Below are 15,037 nucleotides of genomic sequence, written 5' to 3'. Positions count from 1 at the left end.
ACAATCCATTTTTAAAATGTTCACAATTTATTATCTTTATTGTCTTTCCAGCATCGTCGGGTCGGTGAGTGGCAGCATCCAGCGCGCCTGACCCGGCTTGAGCCCGCCCTTGCGGGAACGATCCAGCACCCAACCGCGGGCTTCGACGTGTCGGCCTTCGAGGCCGTCGGTGAAATCAGGCGCAAAGTTGCGCGACAACCTGGCTGGCACCTGAAGCACCAGCGAATGGCCCAACTCGATCCAGATGGCGCCACCGCTGTGCTCGACCGACTGAACCTGGCCAGCGACCAGCGCAAAGCCGGCCTGGCGCAGGTGCCCCGGCGCGATCACCGGCGGCTGGCCCCACAGCCCCGCGCGGGCGCTGCGGGCGGCCTGTTCAGCCTGTTGATGGCAGTCGCGCAGGGCGATGTTGGGCGCTACCGCGATGCGATAACCCAGACCCTCGCCCAGCAGTTGTTCTTCCAGATTGTGACCAGAGCGGTCGAACACATGGGCCAGGGTGCGCTTGTATTTGTCGCGCGGCTCTTTACCCGGCAGCAGCTCGACCCGCCCGCCACTGGCCTTGACCAGGGCCTGCAAACGCTGGCGCGCGGCCACCGCATAGGGCTCGCTGGGCCGCCCCTTGCGCCCGATCTCGGGAGCATTGATGCCGATCAGGCGCACATTGCGCCCATCATTCAGACGCAAGGTATCGCCGTCGATCACCTGGCGTACCGCAACGCTCTGCACCTCGCGCTGCGCGTCGGCCGGCAGCGTACACAGCGCCTGCGCCGGCAACTGCCAGATCGCGGCCACAAAAAAGGCGCCCACCAGGGACGCCTTCTTCAACAGCATTGCCAAGCCCATGGGGCCAGCTTCGCGCCGTCTTACTTCTTGGCACCGAACATGCCGAAACGGTCGGCGAACTTCTGTACGCGGCCGCCGGTGTCCAGCACTTTCTGCTTACCGGTGTAGAACGGGTGGCACTCGTTGCAGACGTCGGTGGCCAGTGGGGCGCACAGGGTCGAACGGGTCTGGAACACATTGCCGCAGCTGCAGGTGACTGCGACTGCTTCATAATTCGGATGAATTTCTGGTTTCATGGTCACTTCCTCGACTGCGTGCCGCCACCCAACACCATTGTTGAATACCGCACGTAATTAGGCGGCGAATAATACCAGAGCATGCCATCAGCGCAAGTTGTCGCTTGTACCGACTGTCGTCTGCTAGGCTCGGCGGCTACCGAATTGCCCTTCAGAGACCCTGCGCGTGTCCGACGTCATCCTTCGCCTTGCCTTGCCCTCGCCCCTGCGGCGGTTGTTCGACTACAGGGCCCCGGCAAGCATGGCGCACACCGCATTCACCCCCGGCATGCGCCTGCGCGTGCCGTTCGGGCGCCGCGAGATGATCGGCATCCTGGTGGAGGTGTGCGAGCACAGCGAGGTGCCCGCAGACAAACTCAAGCCCGCCATCGCCCTGCTTGACCCGGTATCGCCGATACCGCCAGCCCTGTTCAAGCTGTGCGTGTGGACCGCGCAGTACTATCAGCACAGCCTGGGTGACACCCTGAGCTGGGCGCTGCCGGTGCTGCTGCGCCAGGGCGAGCCGGCCGAAGCGCACCAGGAACGCTTCTGGCAGGTGGCCCCGGGGGCGCGCCACGACGACCCGCGCATCGCCCGCGCACCGCGCCAGCGCGATGCCCTGGCCACCCTGGCGCAGCATCCGCACGGCGTGGCCCACGGCCTGCTGAGCAAGCTCAAACTGAGCAAGGACAGCCTCGACCTGCTGCTGGCCAAGGAGCTGGTGCAGGTGGAGGTACGCCGGCATGCCCCGCCGGCGCGCCACGAACACTGGCTGGCACAGCCCGAACTGCCGCTCAACGATGAACAGAAGTCGGCGTTTCATGCGGTGCAGGCCGGGTTCGGCAGCTTCCATGCCTTTCTGTTGGCCGGGGTCACCGGCAGCGGCAAGACCGAGGTCTACCTGCAACTGATCCGCGAGACCCTGGAGGCCGGCAAGCAGGCGCTGATCCTGATTCCGGAGATCAACCTCGGGCCGCAGACCCTGGCGCGCTTCGAGCAGCGCTTCAATGCGCGCATTGCCCTGCTGCATTCGGCAGTCAACGACCGCGAACGCCTCAAAGCCTGGCTGGCGGCCCGTGATGGCGAGGCCGACATCATCATCGGTACCCGCTCGGCGCTGTTCACGCCCATGAAGAACCCGGGCCTGATCATCATCGACGAGGAGCACGACGGCTCCTACAAGCAGCAGGAAGGCCTGCGCTATCACGCCCGCGACCTGGCCCTGGTGCGCGCGCACCAGGAGCACATCCCGATCCTGCTAGGCTCGGCCACGCCATCGCTGGAAAGCCTGCACAACGCCTACTCCGGTCGTTACGGCCTGCTGCGCATGAACCACCGCGCCGGTGGCGCCAAGGCGCCGCGCTTCCTGCGCCTGGACGTCAAGAGCCGGCCGCTGGACAGCGGCATCAGCGGGCCGATGCAACAGGCCATCGGCCAGACCCTGGCCGCCGGCCAGCAGGTGCTGGTGTTCCTCAACCGTCGCGGCTTTGCCCCCACGCTGCTGTGCCACGACTGCGGCTGGCTGTCGGAATGCCCGCGCTGCGATGCGCGCATGACCGTGCATCAGCGCTCCGGCGAACTGCGCTGCCACCACTGCGGCTATGACGAGCGCGTACCGCGCCAGTGCCCGCAGTGCAACCATGTGGACCTGCGCCCGGTAGGTGCAGGCACCGAGCGCGCCGAAGAGCGCCTGAGCATCCTGTTTCCGGATGTACCGGTACTGCGCGTGGACCGCGACAGCACCTCGCGCAAGGACGCGATGAACCAGCTGTTCGCCACAGTGCAGCGCGGCGAGCCGTGCATCCTGGTCGGCACCCAGATGCTGGCCAAGGGGCACCACTTTCCGCGGGTCACCCTGGTGGCGATCCTGGATGCCGACGGCGGGCTGTTCTCCGGGGATTTTCGCGCCAGCGAGCGCATGGCCCAACTGATCGTGCAGGTGGCAGGGCGTGCCGGGCGTGCAGAGGAGCCGGGCAAGGTGATCATCCAGACGCACCTGGCCGACCATCCTCTACTGGTACAGCTTACCGAGCAGGGCTATTTCGCGTTTGCCGAACAGGCCCTGAGCGAGCGCCGCGCCGCCGGCCTGCCGCCCTTCGCGCACCTGGCGCTGCTGCGCGCCGAGGCGCACAAGCCGGGGCAGGCCGAGAGCTTTCTCGACGAGGCCTGCAGCGCCGCCGAGCAGTTGCTGGCAGAGCACGACCTGCACGGCATCGAGCTGCTGGGCCCGGTGCCGGCGCCGATGGAGCGACGGGCGGGACGTTTTCGTGCGCAATTGTTGTTGCAGGCCAATGCAAGGGCATCCTTGCATCGTCTGATGAGCGCCTGGCTGTTAGTGTTGGAGCAGATGCCGAGCGGGCGACAGGTGCGCTGGTCGCTGGATGTGGACCCGGTCGACCTGTACTGACCGCTTCGCCGGCAACGCCGGCTCCTACAGGTTTGATGAGCCCTGGCCCTCTGCAGAGCCTGCATTGTCGGCCAAAGGGCCCTAAAGGTTGGCAACCTCGCCCCGGCAACGGATAATACCCAGTTTTTCCACCTGCGCATCCAGGCGCCGCCGCGCTTGCGGTCGAAAGAGAAGCCCATGAAAGACACCATTCGCCAGCTGATCCAGCAAGCCCTCACCCAACTCGTCAACGACGGTGTGCTGCCTGACGGGCTGACGCCGGCGATCCAGGTGGAAAACGCCCGGGACAAGACCCACGGCGATTTCGCCAGCAACATCGCGATGATGCTGGCCAAGCCCGCCGGCCTCAAGCCGCGCGACCTGGCCGAGAAACTCATCGCCGCCCTGCCCGCCGACCCGCAGGTCAGCAAGGTGGAGATCGCAGGCCCGGGCTTCCTCAACTTCTTCCAGAACACCCAGGCCCTGGCCTCGCGCCTGGATGCCGCACTGGCCGACGCCAGGCTCGGCGTGCACAAGGCCGGCGCCACGCAGAAGGTCGTGATCGACATGTCGGCGCCCAACCTGGCCAAGGAAATGCACGTCGGCCACCTGCGCTCGACCATCATCGGCGACGCCGTGGCCCGTGTGCTGGAGTTTCTCGGTGACGATGTGGTACGCCAGAACCACGTGGGCGACTGGGGCACCCAGTTCGGCATGCTGATGGCGTACCTGGAAGAGAACCCGATCACCAGCGAAGAGCTGTCGGACCTGGAGAACTTCTACCGCGCCGCCAAGAAGCGGTTCGACGAGTCCAGCGAGTTCGCCGACCGCGCCCGTGGCCTGGTGGTCAAGCTGCAGGCCGGCGACCCCGAGTGCCTGAAGCTGTGGACCCGCTTCAAGGACATCTCGCTGTCGCACTGCCAGAAGACCTACGAGCTGCTCAACGTCAAGCTGACCATGGCCGACGTGATGGGCGAAAGCGCCTACAACGACGACCTGACCAATGTGGTCGAGGACCTCAAGGCCAAGGGCATGCTGGTGGAAAGCAACGGCGCCCAGTGCGTGTTCCTCGACGAGTTCAAGAACGCCGAGGGCGAGCCGCTGCCGGTGATCATCGTCAAGGCCGACGGCGGCTACCTGTACGCCACCACCGACCTGGCCGCCGTGCGCTACCGCAGCGGCGTGCTCAAGGCCGACCGCGCCCTGTACTTCGTCGATCAGCGCCAGGCCCTGCACTTCCAGCAGGTGTTCGCGGTGGCCCGCAAGGCCGGCTTCGTGACCCACCCGATGGACATGGAGCACATGGGCTTCGGCACCATGAACGGCGCCGACGGCCGCCCGTTCAAGACCCGCGACGGCGGCACCGTGAAGCTGATCGACCTGCTCAACGAAGCCAAGGAGCGTGCCTACGCCCTGGTCAAGGAGAAAAACCCGCAGTTGCCAGAAGAAGAACTTCGCGCCATCGCCAAGGTGGTGGGCATCGGCGCGGTCAAGTACGCCGACCTGTCCAAGCACCGTACCAGCGACTACAGCTTCAACTTCGAGCTGATGCTCAACTTCGAAGGCAACACCGCGCCGTACCTGCTGTACGCCTACACCCGCGTGGCCGGCGTGTTCCGCAAGCTGGGCAAGGGCTTCGACCAGGTCGAAGGCGAGATCCGCTTGCAGGCACCGCAGGAACAGGACCTGGCCGCGCGCCTGGCGCAGTTCGGCGAAATCCTGAACAACGTCGCCGAAAAAGGTACCCCGCACGTACTGTGCAGCTACCTCTACGACGTGGCCGGCCTGTTCTCCAGCTTCTACGAGAACTGCCCGATCCTCGCCGCAGAAACACCCGAACAGCAGCAGAGCCGCCTGCGCCTGGCCGCCCTGACCGGTCGCACCCTCAAGCAGGGCCTGGAACTGCTTGGCCTGGAAACCCTGGAGCGCATGTAAGTTGGCTGCCAAGAAAAAACCTGCTCCCAAGCGCGGCGCAAGCCGCTACCAGGCACCGGCCAAGCAACCGATACCGGGCTGGATGTGGCTGGCCATCGGCCTCACGGTCGGTGCGTTCATCGTGTTCCTGATGAAACTCGAGCCCAGCCGCGACGAGGTCAAGCGCACCAAGCCTGAAGCCCAGCAGAAGGCCGAGAAGATCGCCGAGGCGAACAAGACCGCGCCGAGCCCGCAGCAGCCGGTCAAGCCCAAGTACGACTTCTACACACTGCTGCCCGAGTCGGAAGTGATCGTGCCGCCCGAAGCCGTGCCGGAGAAAACCCCGCCGGTTCCGGCGCAGCCACCGGTGACCCCGGCCGAGGCGGCCAAGATCGACACCGCCCGCGCCCAGGCCGCGCTGCTGGGGCAGACCCCGCCACCGGCACCGCCGGTGATCAAGCCGGCCGCCACCACGCAGTTCTACCTGCAGGCGGGCTCGTTCCGCAAAGAGGCCGATGCCGACAAGGTGCGTGCGCAGATCATCCTGCTCGGCCAGGCGGTGAAGGTGGAGTCCGGTACGGTGAAGGAAGAGACCTGGTACCGCGTGCTGGTCGGCCCGTTCAGCAATCGCGAACAGCTGACCGTGGCGCAGAAGCAACTGGCCGGCAGCGGCTTCAACAACCTGCTGCTGCAACAGCGCCAGATACGCCAGTAACCCCGATGTTCGGCGGCCCGCAGCAGCGGGCCGCCTGCTTTCAGGCCCGCGCCTGCACGTTCTTGAGCGATACCTGGGTGTTCAGCGTCCAGAAGTCGTACAGCACCCCCAGCAGAAACAGCCCGCCGGTAAAGGCATAGATCACGCCGCTGATCCACTTGCCCTGGTACATGCGGTGCACGCCGAATATCCCCAGGAAGGTCAGCAGGATCCAGGCCAGGCTGTAGTCCAGCGGGCCGGCGTGAAAGCGCAGGTCGGCCTCGCTGTCCATCTTCGGGATCAGGAACAGGTCGATCAGCCAGCCGATACCGAGCAGGCCCAGGGTGCAGAACCAGATGGTGCCGGTCACCGGCCTGCCGTAGTAGAAACGGTGCGACCCGGTAAAACCGAAGATCCACAGCAGGTAGCCGAGGACCTTGCTGTGGGTGTCCTGGGGCTGCGCCTGTTGCTGATAACTGTTCATTCATAGCCTCCACGGTTTAGAGAGAAATTTTCTAAGAAAAAATGTGACTTTTACGTGCTCAGCCGACGTATGGCGCCTCTGCAATCGACCAACGGACCAGAATTCGATCAAAAAGCTGTTATAAAGTTGCGCGCTTAACCAACAAGAGCCCTGCCCATGCGACCTTTTTTCAAGACATGGCTGACTGTTTGCCTTTTATTGCCACTGGCCGCCCACGCCACCAACCGTGAGCAACGTCTTCCCAACGGCTTCAACGTGCACACCACCAGCACCGCAGCCGTACGCTCGACCAAGGGCGCCCACGCCAAGGTCACCTCGTCCGCCGCCTCTTCCAAGGTCGCCAAGACCACCCGCCAGGTCGCCTCGATGCCGGCCAAGCAGAGCAGCGATGTGCTCAGCCGCGCGGTGAACGTGCTGGGCACTCCGTACCGCTGGGGCGGCAGCAGCCCGAGCAAGGGCTTCGACTGCAGCGGGCTGGTCAAGTACGCCTTCAACGACATCGACGAGGTCGACCTGCCGCGTACCTCCAACGCCATGGCCAGCGGCCACGGCGTGAAAGTCGACCGCAAGGATCTCAAGCCCGGCGACCTGCTGTTCTTCAACATCAAGAGTCGCCGCGTCAACCACGTGGCCATCTACCTGGGCAACGACCGCTTCATCCACGCGCCACGGCGCGGCAAGCGGGTCAGCATCGATACCCTGAACAAGCCCTACTGGCAGAGCCACTACGTGGTCGCCAAGCGCGTACTGCCCAAGGAGCAGCCGCAAACCCAGCTGCGCCTGGCCAAACGCTAGACCTGATCGGGCGAACGCGCGTTCGCCCTGGCCGTTTCCAGGCTGACGACTCCCCGCCTCACCAGGCCCTGCAGGCTGCTGTCCAGGGTCTGCATGCCTAACGCCGCGCCGGTCTGCATGGCCGAATACAGCTGCGCCACCTTCCCCTCGCGAATCAGGTTGCGCACCGCCGGCGTGGCCAGCAGGACCTCGTGCGCGGCCACTCGCCCGCCTTGCACCCTGGGCACCAGCACCTGGGCCACCACCGCCTGCAAGGCGTCGGCGAGCATCGTGCGCACCAGGGCCTTCTCCTGCGCGGCAAACACGTCCACCAGCCGGTCGATGGCCTTGGCCGCCGAGGCGGTGTGCAGGGTCGCCAGCACCAGGTGGCCGGTTTCGGCGGCGGTCAGGGCCAGGCGGATCGTCTCCAGGTCGCGCAGCTCGCCAAGCATGATCACGTCCGGGTCCTGGCGCAGCGCAGCCCGCAGCGCCTGGGCGAACCCCTGGCTGTGACGCCCCATCTCACGCTGGCTGAGCTGGCTGCGCAGCGGGCTGTGGATAAATTCGAGCGGGTCTTCCAGGGTCAGAATGTGCACGGCGCGCTCGCGGTTGAGGTGATCGACCAGCGCCGCCAGGGTGGACGACTTGCCTGAGCCGGTAGGGCCGGTCACCAGCACCAGCCCGGCCGGCGACTCGGCAATGCGACGAAACACCTCCGGCAGCTGCAGGCTCGCCAGCGTCGGCACCTGGTCGGGTATCAGGCGCAGCACCGCCGCCGGCCCGCGCACCTGCACGAAGGCGTTGACCCGAAAGCGCCCCAGCCCGGGCACGGCCACGGCAAAGTCCAGGTCCTGCAGCCTGGCGAAGTCCTCCTGCTGCTGTGGGCTCATGAGCTGCGCCAGCAGGGCATGCAGGTTGTCGCTGCTCAACGCCGCCGGCCCCAGCGGCTGCATCTGCCCGTCACGGCGGATCATCGGCGCACTGCCGGCCGCCAGGTGCAGATCGGAGGCGCCTTCCCTGAGCGCCAGGGCCATCAGCCCGGTCATGTCCATAACACTCCCCAAACATCGCCAAGCAGGTAGAATGCCGCAGACCCGAACAGCCGCTGGCGTTGATCCATGTCCACCATAGCAGACAACCTTTCCACGCTTGCCGACCGCATCCGCAGCGCTGCACAGGCCGCCGGGCGTGACCCCGGGCAGGTCCGCCTGCTGGCCGTGAGCAAGACCAAGCCGGCTGCCGCGATACGCGAAGTGTATGCGGCCGGCGTGCGCGACGTGGGCGAAAACTACTTGCAGGAAGCCCTGGCCAAGCAGCTCGAATTGACCGACCTGCCCTTGACCTGGCACTTCATCGGCCCCATTCAATCGAACAAGACGCGAGCAATCGCCGAGCACTTCGACTGGGTACATTCGGTGGACCGACTGAAAATCGCACAACGCCTCAGCGAACAACGCCCTGCCGGGCTGCCCGCACTGAATGTGTGCGTGCAGGTCAACGTCAGCGGCGAGGCCAGCAAATCGGGCTGCAACCCCGACGAGCTGCCGGCGCTGGCCCAGGCCATCGCGGCGCTGCCGCACCTGAAGCTGCGCGGCCTGATGGCGATTCCCGAACCCACCGACGACCCGGCCGCCCAGGCGGCGGCATTCGCCCGTGTACGCCAATTGCAGGACAGCCTGAACCTGGGCCTGGACACCCTGTCGATGGGCATGAGCCACGACCTGGAAGCAGCGATTGCCCAGGGCGCGACCTGGGTGCGCATCGGCACCGCCCTGTTCGGTGCCCGCGACTACGGCCAGGCCTGACCCATGCATCGTTCACCTTCTTCAACCAAGGACCTGACATGAGCAAGACCCGAATTGCCTTCATCGGCGCCGGCAACATGGCCGCCAGCCTGATCGGCGGCTTGCGCGCCCAGGGTGTGGACGCCGCGCAGATCCGCGCCAGCGACCCGGGTGCCGAGACGCGCGCCAGGGTGCACGCCGAACACGGCATCCAGCTGTTCGAAGACAACGCCCAGGCCGTCGATGGCGCCGACGTGGTGCTGATCGCGGTCAAGCCGCAAGCCATGAAGGCGGTGTGCCAGGCGCTCAAGCCAAGCCTCAAGCCCAACCAGCTGGTGGTGTCGATTGCTGCCGGCATCACCTGCGCCAGCCTGCGCAACTGGCTGGGCGAGCAACCGCTGGTACGCTGCATGCCCAACACCCCGGCGCTGCTGCGCCAGGGCGTCAGCGGTCTGTACGCCACCGAGCAGGTATCGGCCGAACAACGCGCCGAAGCCGAGCAACTGCTCTCGGCAGTGGGCGTGGCCCTGTGGGTCGACAGCGAACAGCAACTGGATGCAGTGACCGCGGTCTCCGGTAGCGGCCCGGCGTATTTCTTCCTGCTGATCGAGGCGATGACCGCAGCCGGCGAAAAACTCGGCCTGCCCCGCGACGTCGCCTCCCGGCTGACCCTGCAAACCGCCCTGGGCGCGGCGCACATGGCCGTGGCCAGCGATGTCGAGGCCAGCGAACTGCGCCGGCGCGTCACCTCCCCCAATGGCACCACCGAGGCGGCGATCAAGTCGTTCCAGGCCAACGGGTTCGAGGCGCTGGTAGAAAAAGCACTGGGCGCCGCGGCGCACCGCTCGGCCGAAATGGCCGAACAACTGGGCAACTAAGGAGCTCTGCATGAATGCACTTTCGGGCGCCGCGATCTTCGTGGTGCAAACACTGGTCAGCCTGTACCTGGTCATCGTGCTGCTGCGCTTCGTGCTGCAGCTGGTCAAGGCCAACTTCTACAACCCGCTCAGCCAGTTCGCGGTGCGCGCCACCCAGCCGCTGCTCAAGCCGATCCGGCGCGTCATCCCCAGCGTGTTCGGGCTGGACACCTCATCGCTGATCCTGTCGATCGTGATCCAGGCGCTGCTGATGGCGTTCGTGCTGATGGTCACCTACGGCACCTTCGGCGACATCCCGCACCTGCTGATGTGGGCCGTCATCGGCGTCACCTCGCTGTTCCTGAAGATCTTCTGGGTCGCGATGATCGTGATGGTGATCGTGTCGTGGATCGCCCCCGGCAGCCACAACCCCGCCGCCGAGCTGGCCTACCAGATCAGCGAGCCGGTGCTGGCACCGTTTCGCAAGCTGGTGCCCAACCTCGGAGGCCTGGATATTTCGCCGATCTTCGCCTTCCTGGCGATCCAGGTGATCCAGTCGTTCGTGATGCCGCCGCTGGCCGCCTACGCCGGAATGCCGCAGGAACTGTTCCGCATGATCTGACCCGCACCACCCCCGGCCGCAAGCCGCGCCATGTTGCTTGCCGCTGGGGGTGGCGGTCTTTAGACTTACGCCTCATTCAAGCGTGAGCAGGGTCGATGTCCACTGTCTTTCCCGAAGATTCGGTCGGTCTGGTAGTACCGCAACTGGCGCGATTCGATGAGCCCCTGGCCCTGGCCTGCGGTCGCTCGCTGGCCAGCTACGAGCTGGTCTTTGAAACCTACGGTACCCTCAACAGCGCGGCCAGCAATGCCGTGCTGATCTGCCATGCCCTGTCCGGGCATCACCATGCCGCCGGCTACCACAGCCCCGACGACCGCAAGCCGGGCTGGTGGGACAGCTGCATCGGGCCGGGCAAGCCGATCGATACCAACCGCTTCTTCGTGGTCAGCCTGAACAATCTCGGCGGCTGCAACGGCAGCACCGGCCCCAGCAGCGTCAACCCGGCCACCGGCCAGCCCTACGGCGCCGACTTCCCGGTACTCACCGTGGAAGACTGGGTGCACAGCCAGGCGCGCCTGGCCGATCGCCTGGGCATCGGCCAGTGGGCCGCCGTGGTGGGCGGCAGCCTGGGCGGCATGCAGGCGCTGCAATGGACCATCACCTACCCCGACCGCGTGCGCCACTGCCTGGACATCGCCTCGGCACCCAAGCTGTCGGCGCAGAACATCGCCTTCAACGAAGTGGCGCGCCAGGCCATCCTCACCGACCCCGAGTTCCACGGCGGCTCGTTCCAGGCCGAAGGCGTGATCCCCAAGCGCGGGCTGATGCTGGCGCGCATGGTCGGGCACATCACCTACCTGTCGGATGACTCGATGGGCGAGAAATTCGGCCGCGAGCTCAAGAGCGACAAGCTCAACTACGACTTTCACAGCGTCGAGTTCCAGGTCGAAAGCTACCTGCGCTACCAGGGCGAGGAGTTCTCCGGGCGTTTCGATGCCAACACCTACCTGCTGATGACCAAGGCGCTGGACTACTTCGACCCCGCCGCCAGCCACGGCGGCGACCTGGCCGCGACCCTGGCCCACGTCACCGCCGACTACTGCGTGATGTCGTTCACCACCGACTGGCGTTTCTCGCCGGCGCGCTCGCGGGAGATCGTCGATGCGCTGATCGCCGCGCGCAAGAACGTGTGCTACCTGGATATCGACTCGCCGTATGGCCACGATGCCTTCCTGATCCCGACCCCGCGCTACATCACGGGATTCACGAACTACATGAACCGCATCGTCTGCTGAGGACCCCATGAGAGCCGACCTGGAAATCATCCAAGACTGGATCCCCGCCGGCAGCCGGGTACTCGACCTCGGTTGCGGTACTGGCGAGCTGCTCGCCTCGCTGCGTGACACCAAGCAGGTGGCTGGCTACGGCCTGGAAATCGACCCCGACAACATCGCCCAGTGCGTGGCCAAGGGCGTCAACGTCATCGAGCAGGACCTGGACAAGGGCCTGGGCAACTTCGCCAGCAACAGCTTCGACGTGGTGGTCATGACCCAGGCCCTGCAGGCCGTGGAGTACCCCGACCGGATCCTCGACGAAATGCTGCGCGTGGGCCGCCAGTGCATCATCACCTTCCCCAACTTCGGCCACTGGCGCTGCCGCTGGTACCTGGCGACCAAGGGTCGCATGCCAGTGTCGGACTTCATGCCGTATACCTGGTACAACACGCCGAACATCCACTTCTGCACCTTCGAGGATTTCGAGGCGCTGTGCAGCGAACGTCGCGCCCAGGTGCTCGACCGCTTGGCGGTCGACCATATGCACCGGCATGGGTGGGCGAGCAAGCTATGGCCTAATCTTCTAGGGGAGATCGGCATTTACCGTGTCAGCAGCCCGGGCCTGCAGGAACACAAGGTCGCGGTTTGAACAACCCACACTGGAGGAGACAGATCATGGGTCGCTTGTCGAGCTTTTTACTGGTTGCCTGCCTGAGCACCACGGCGCTTGCTGCCGATGCGATCAAGGGCGAGCGCAAGGAAGTCTTCGGTGACACCACGGTGCACTACAGCACCTTCATCTCCACCTTCCTGCAGCCGGACATCGCCAAGGCGGCGCAACTGGTGCGCAGCAAGAACCAGGGCGTGATCAACGTGTCGGTGATCAAGGCCGGCAAGCCGCAGGTGACCCAGGTCAGCGGCAGCGTCAAGGACCTGAGCAGCCGCACGGTGCCGCTCAGCTTCAAGCAGATCACCGAACAGGGCGCGATCTACTACATCGCCCAGTTCCCGGTGGAGCAGCAGGAAACCCGCACCTTCACGATCAATGTTGCAATTGGTGGCAAGACCGAGACCATCAGTTTCAACCAAGAGCTCTTCCCAGGCGAATGATGAACATCCAGCAACTCGTATTGGCCAGCCACAACGCCGGCAAACTCAAGGAACTGCAGGCCATGCTCGGTGACACCGTGCAACTGCGTTCGATTGGCGAATTCAGCAGCGTCGAGCCGGAGGAAACCGGCCTGTCGTTCGTCGAGAACGCCATCCTCAAGGCGCGCAATGCCGCACGTATCTCCGGGCTGCCGGCCCTGGCCGACGACTCGGGCCTGGCGGTGGACTTTCTCGGTGGTGCGCCGGGCATCTACTCGGCGCGCTACGCCGATGGCCAGGGCGACGCGGCGAACAACGCCAAGTTGCTCGAGGTACTCAAGGACGTGCCGGACGCCGAGCGCGGCGCGCAGTTCGTGTGCGTGCTGGCGCTGGTACGCCATGCCGACGACCCGCTGCCGATCCTGTGCGAGGGCCTGTGGCATGGACGCATCCTGCACCAGGCCAGCGGTGCCCACGGCTTTGGCTACGACCCGCTGTTCTGGGTACCGGAGCGCGACTGCTCCAGCGCCGAGCTGAGCCCCGCCGACAAGAACCAGATCAGCCACCGCGCCCGCGCCATGAGCCTGCTGCGTCAGCGCCTGGGCCTGCAATGACCGACCGCACGCCGGCACAGCCACTGCATCTGGGCGAGGCTGGCTTCAGCTCCAACGCACCACGGGCGGCACTCGCGCAGCTGCCGCCGCTGTCGCTGTACATCCATATCCCGTGGTGCGTGCGCAAATGCCCGTACTGCGACTTCAACTCCCATGCCGCCACCCCGCAGCTGCCGGAAGAGGCCTACGTCGACGCCCTGCTCGCCGACCTCGACCAGGAGCTGGGCGCGGTGTACGGGCGACCGATCAGCTCGATCTTCTTTGGCGGCGGTACCCCGAGCCTGTTCAGTGCCCGTGCGCTGGGCCGCCTGCTGGCGGGCGTGGAGCAACGCATCCCGTTCGCCGCCGACATCGAGATCACCCTGGAGGCCAACCCCGGGACCTTCGAGCAGGAGAAGTTCAAGGCCTACCGGCAACTGGGCATCAATCGCCTGTCGATCGGCGTGCAGAGCTTCCAGCAGGCCAAGCTCCAGGCGCTGGGGCGCATCCACAACGGTGACGAGGCGGTTCGTGCGGCCGGCATGGCGCGTGCGGCGGGGTTCGACAACTTCAACCTGGACCTGATGCACGGCCTGCCCGACCAGTCGCTGGACGATGCGCTGGGCGACCTGCGCCAGGCCATCGCGCTCAACCCTACCCACCTGTCGTGGTACCAGTTGACCCTGGAGCCGAACACGGTGTTCTGGAACCAGCCGCCGCTGCTGCCCGAGGACGACATCCTGTGGGATATCCAGGAGGCCGGGCAGGCGCTGATGGCCGAGCACGGCTACCGCCAGTACGAAGTGTCGGCCTACGCCCAGCCAGGGCGCCCGGCGCGGCACAACCTCAACTACTGGAGCTTTGGCGACTTCATCGGCATCGGCGCCGGTGCCCACGGCAAGCTCAGCCACCCGGACGGGCGCATCGTGCGCACCTGGAAGACCCGGCTGCCCAAGGACTACCTGAACCCGGCCAAGGCGTTCAAGGCGGGCGACAAGCTGCTGGCGGTGGACGAACTGCCGTTCGAGTTCCTGATGAACGCCCTGCGCCTGACCGAGGGCGTGGAGGCTGCGCTGTTCGCGCAGCGTACCGGCCTGCCGCTGGAACAACTGGCGGCGGCGCGCCGTGAAGCCGAACAAAAGGGCCTTTTGCAGGTCGAACCGACGCGGCTGGTGGCGACACCGCGGGGCCAGCTGTTTCTCAACGACCTGCTGCAGTATTTCTTGACCTAAGGATAGCGAATGGACCTGGTACTCGACCTGCTCTCGACCGTCTCCCGCTGGAGCCGCAGTAACCTGTCGGAGATCTCTCTGGCGCTTGTAGGCTGTCTGCTGGTGTTGTTCGGCACCGACATCAAGGGCTGGGTCGAACAGCGCCTGGGCGGGCTGGCAGGTGCGTTGCGCGTGCCGTTCATGGCCCTGCTGGTGCTGATCGGCAGTGGTGCGGCGTTGATCTATGCCACGCCGTGGGTGGTACGCGGGCTGAGCCAGTTCAACAACTATGCACTGGCGCCGGTGCTGCTGGTGGTGCTGGTGTTGCTTGGCGTGGTCGCAGACCGCCGCTAG

General features: G+C 65.6%; 17 protein-coding genes. 13 read left to right on the top strand and 4 right to left on the bottom strand.

Annotated features, from left to right (window positions below; genetic code table 11):
- Nucleotides 1-36: 36 nt before the first annotated feature.
- Both DN387_RS15110 and rpmE read right to left on the bottom strand, forming a co-directional pair.
- The gene (locus DN387_RS15110) at nt 37-834 is read right to left on the bottom strand and encodes a thermonuclease family protein (protein ID WP_236171997.1); all 798 of its coding nucleotides are present in this window, start codon (nt 832-834) and stop codon (nt 37-39) included.
- Between the two features lie 32 nt (nt 835-866).
- A complete protein-coding gene (gene rpmE, locus DN387_RS15105; RefSeq protein WP_043860144.1) occupies nt 867-1,082 on the bottom strand; it encodes a 50S ribosomal protein L31 in 216 nt (71 codons plus the stop codon).
- Nucleotides 1,083-1,248: 166 nt separating this feature from the next.
- On the opposite strand from rpmE, the gene DN387_RS15100 reads away from it, so the two are divergent.
- The 3 genes from DN387_RS15100 to DN387_RS15090 all read left to right on the top strand — a co-directional run bounded on the left by DN387_RS15100 (nt 1,249) and on the right by DN387_RS15090 (nt 6,076).
- Nucleotides 1,249-3,468 (top strand): primosomal protein N', encoded by a 2,220-nt coding sequence (locus DN387_RS15100; protein WP_043860143.1) that lies wholly within the window; start codon nt 1,249-1,251, stop codon nt 3,466-3,468.
- 177 nt (nt 3,469-3,645) lie between these two features.
- A complete protein-coding gene (gene argS, locus DN387_RS15095; RefSeq protein WP_054915544.1) occupies nt 3,646-5,382 on the top strand; it encodes an arginine--tRNA ligase in 1,737 nt (578 codons plus the stop codon).
- A 1-nt stretch (nt 5,383) separates the two neighbouring features.
- Nucleotides 5,384-6,076, top strand: coding sequence for an SPOR domain-containing protein (locus DN387_RS15090; protein WP_043860141.1), 693 nt, complete (start codon nt 5,384-5,386; stop codon nt 6,074-6,076).
- Between the two features lie 40 nt (nt 6,077-6,116).
- On the opposite strand, the gene DN387_RS15085 is transcribed toward DN387_RS15090, so the two are convergent.
- Nucleotides 6,117-6,539 carry a TM2 domain-containing protein gene (locus tag DN387_RS15085; protein WP_043860140.1) on the bottom strand — a complete coding sequence of 141 codons (423 nt, stop codon included), beginning with the start codon at nt 6,537-6,539 and terminating at the stop codon, nt 6,117-6,119.
- Between the two features lie 156 nt (nt 6,540-6,695).
- Here DN387_RS15085 and DN387_RS15080 point away from each other — a divergent pair, with 156 nt between their 5' ends.
- A complete protein-coding gene (locus DN387_RS15080) occupies nt 6,696-7,334 on the top strand; it encodes a C40 family peptidase (RefSeq protein ID WP_043860139.1) in 639 nt (212 codons plus the stop codon).
- Here the strand turns inward: DN387_RS15080 and DN387_RS15075 are convergent.
- Nucleotides 7,331-8,365, bottom strand: a complete 1,035-nt coding sequence (locus DN387_RS15075; protein WP_043860138.1) for a type IV pilus twitching motility protein PilT — start codon at nt 8,363-8,365, stop codon at nt 7,331-7,333. The genes DN387_RS15080 and DN387_RS15075 overlap by 4 nt on opposite strands.
- Nucleotides 8,366-8,431: 66 nt before the next feature.
- Here DN387_RS15075 and DN387_RS15070 point away from each other — a divergent pair, with 66 nt between their 5' ends.
- The 9 genes from DN387_RS15070 to DN387_RS15030 all read left to right on the top strand — a co-directional run bounded on the left by DN387_RS15070 (nt 8,432) and on the right by DN387_RS15030 (nt 15,037).
- A complete protein-coding gene (locus DN387_RS15070; RefSeq protein ID WP_054915543.1) occupies nt 8,432-9,118 on the top strand; it encodes a YggS family pyridoxal phosphate-dependent enzyme in 687 nt (228 codons plus the stop codon).
- A 38-nt stretch (nt 9,119-9,156) separates the two neighbouring features.
- Entirely contained in the window at nt 9,157-9,975 is an 819-nt protein-coding gene (gene proC / locus DN387_RS15065; protein ID WP_043860136.1) for a pyrroline-5-carboxylate reductase, read from the top strand.
- Between the two features lie 10 nt (nt 9,976-9,985).
- Entirely contained in the window at nt 9,986-10,576 is a 591-nt protein-coding gene (locus DN387_RS15060; protein WP_054915542.1) for a YggT family protein, read from the top strand.
- Nucleotides 10,577-10,671: 95 nt separating this feature from the next.
- Entirely contained in the window at nt 10,672-11,811 is a 1,140-nt protein-coding gene (locus DN387_RS15055) for a homoserine O-acetyltransferase (RefSeq protein ID WP_043860134.1), read from the top strand.
- A gap of 7 nt (nt 11,812-11,818) precedes the next feature.
- Nucleotides 11,819-12,439 (top strand): methionine biosynthesis protein MetW, encoded by a 621-nt coding sequence (gene metW, locus DN387_RS15050; RefSeq protein WP_043860133.1) that lies wholly within the window; start codon nt 11,819-11,821, stop codon nt 12,437-12,439.
- Between the two features lie 26 nt (nt 12,440-12,465).
- Nucleotides 12,466-12,900 carry a DUF4426 domain-containing protein gene (locus tag DN387_RS15045; RefSeq protein WP_054915541.1) on the top strand — a complete coding sequence of 145 codons (435 nt, stop codon included), beginning with the start codon at nt 12,466-12,468 and terminating at the stop codon, nt 12,898-12,900.
- On the top strand, nt 12,897-13,493 hold the full coding sequence (rdgB, locus tag DN387_RS15040; protein ID WP_043860131.1) for an RdgB/HAM1 family non-canonical purine NTP pyrophosphatase: 597 nt from the start codon (nt 12,897-12,899) through the stop codon (nt 13,491-13,493). The genes DN387_RS15045 and rdgB overlap by 4 nt, the downstream gene beginning before the upstream one ends.
- A complete protein-coding gene (hemW, locus tag DN387_RS15035) occupies nt 13,490-14,704 on the top strand; it encodes a radical SAM family heme chaperone HemW (RefSeq protein WP_043860130.1) in 1,215 nt (404 codons plus the stop codon). Before rdgB ends, hemW begins: the two co-directional genes overlap by 4 nt.
- A 9-nt stretch (nt 14,705-14,713) precedes the next feature.
- A complete protein-coding gene (locus tag DN387_RS15030; RefSeq protein WP_043860129.1) occupies nt 14,714-15,037 on the top strand; it encodes a DUF3392 family protein in 324 nt (107 codons plus the stop codon).

The sequence above is a fragment of the Pseudomonas sp. FBF18 genome (assembly GCF_024261405.1).
Taxonomy (GTDB): domain Bacteria; phylum Pseudomonadota; class Gammaproteobacteria; order Pseudomonadales; family Pseudomonadaceae; genus Aquipseudomonas; species Aquipseudomonas palmensis.
This window is presented reverse-complemented; position numbering and strand designations above follow the sequence as displayed.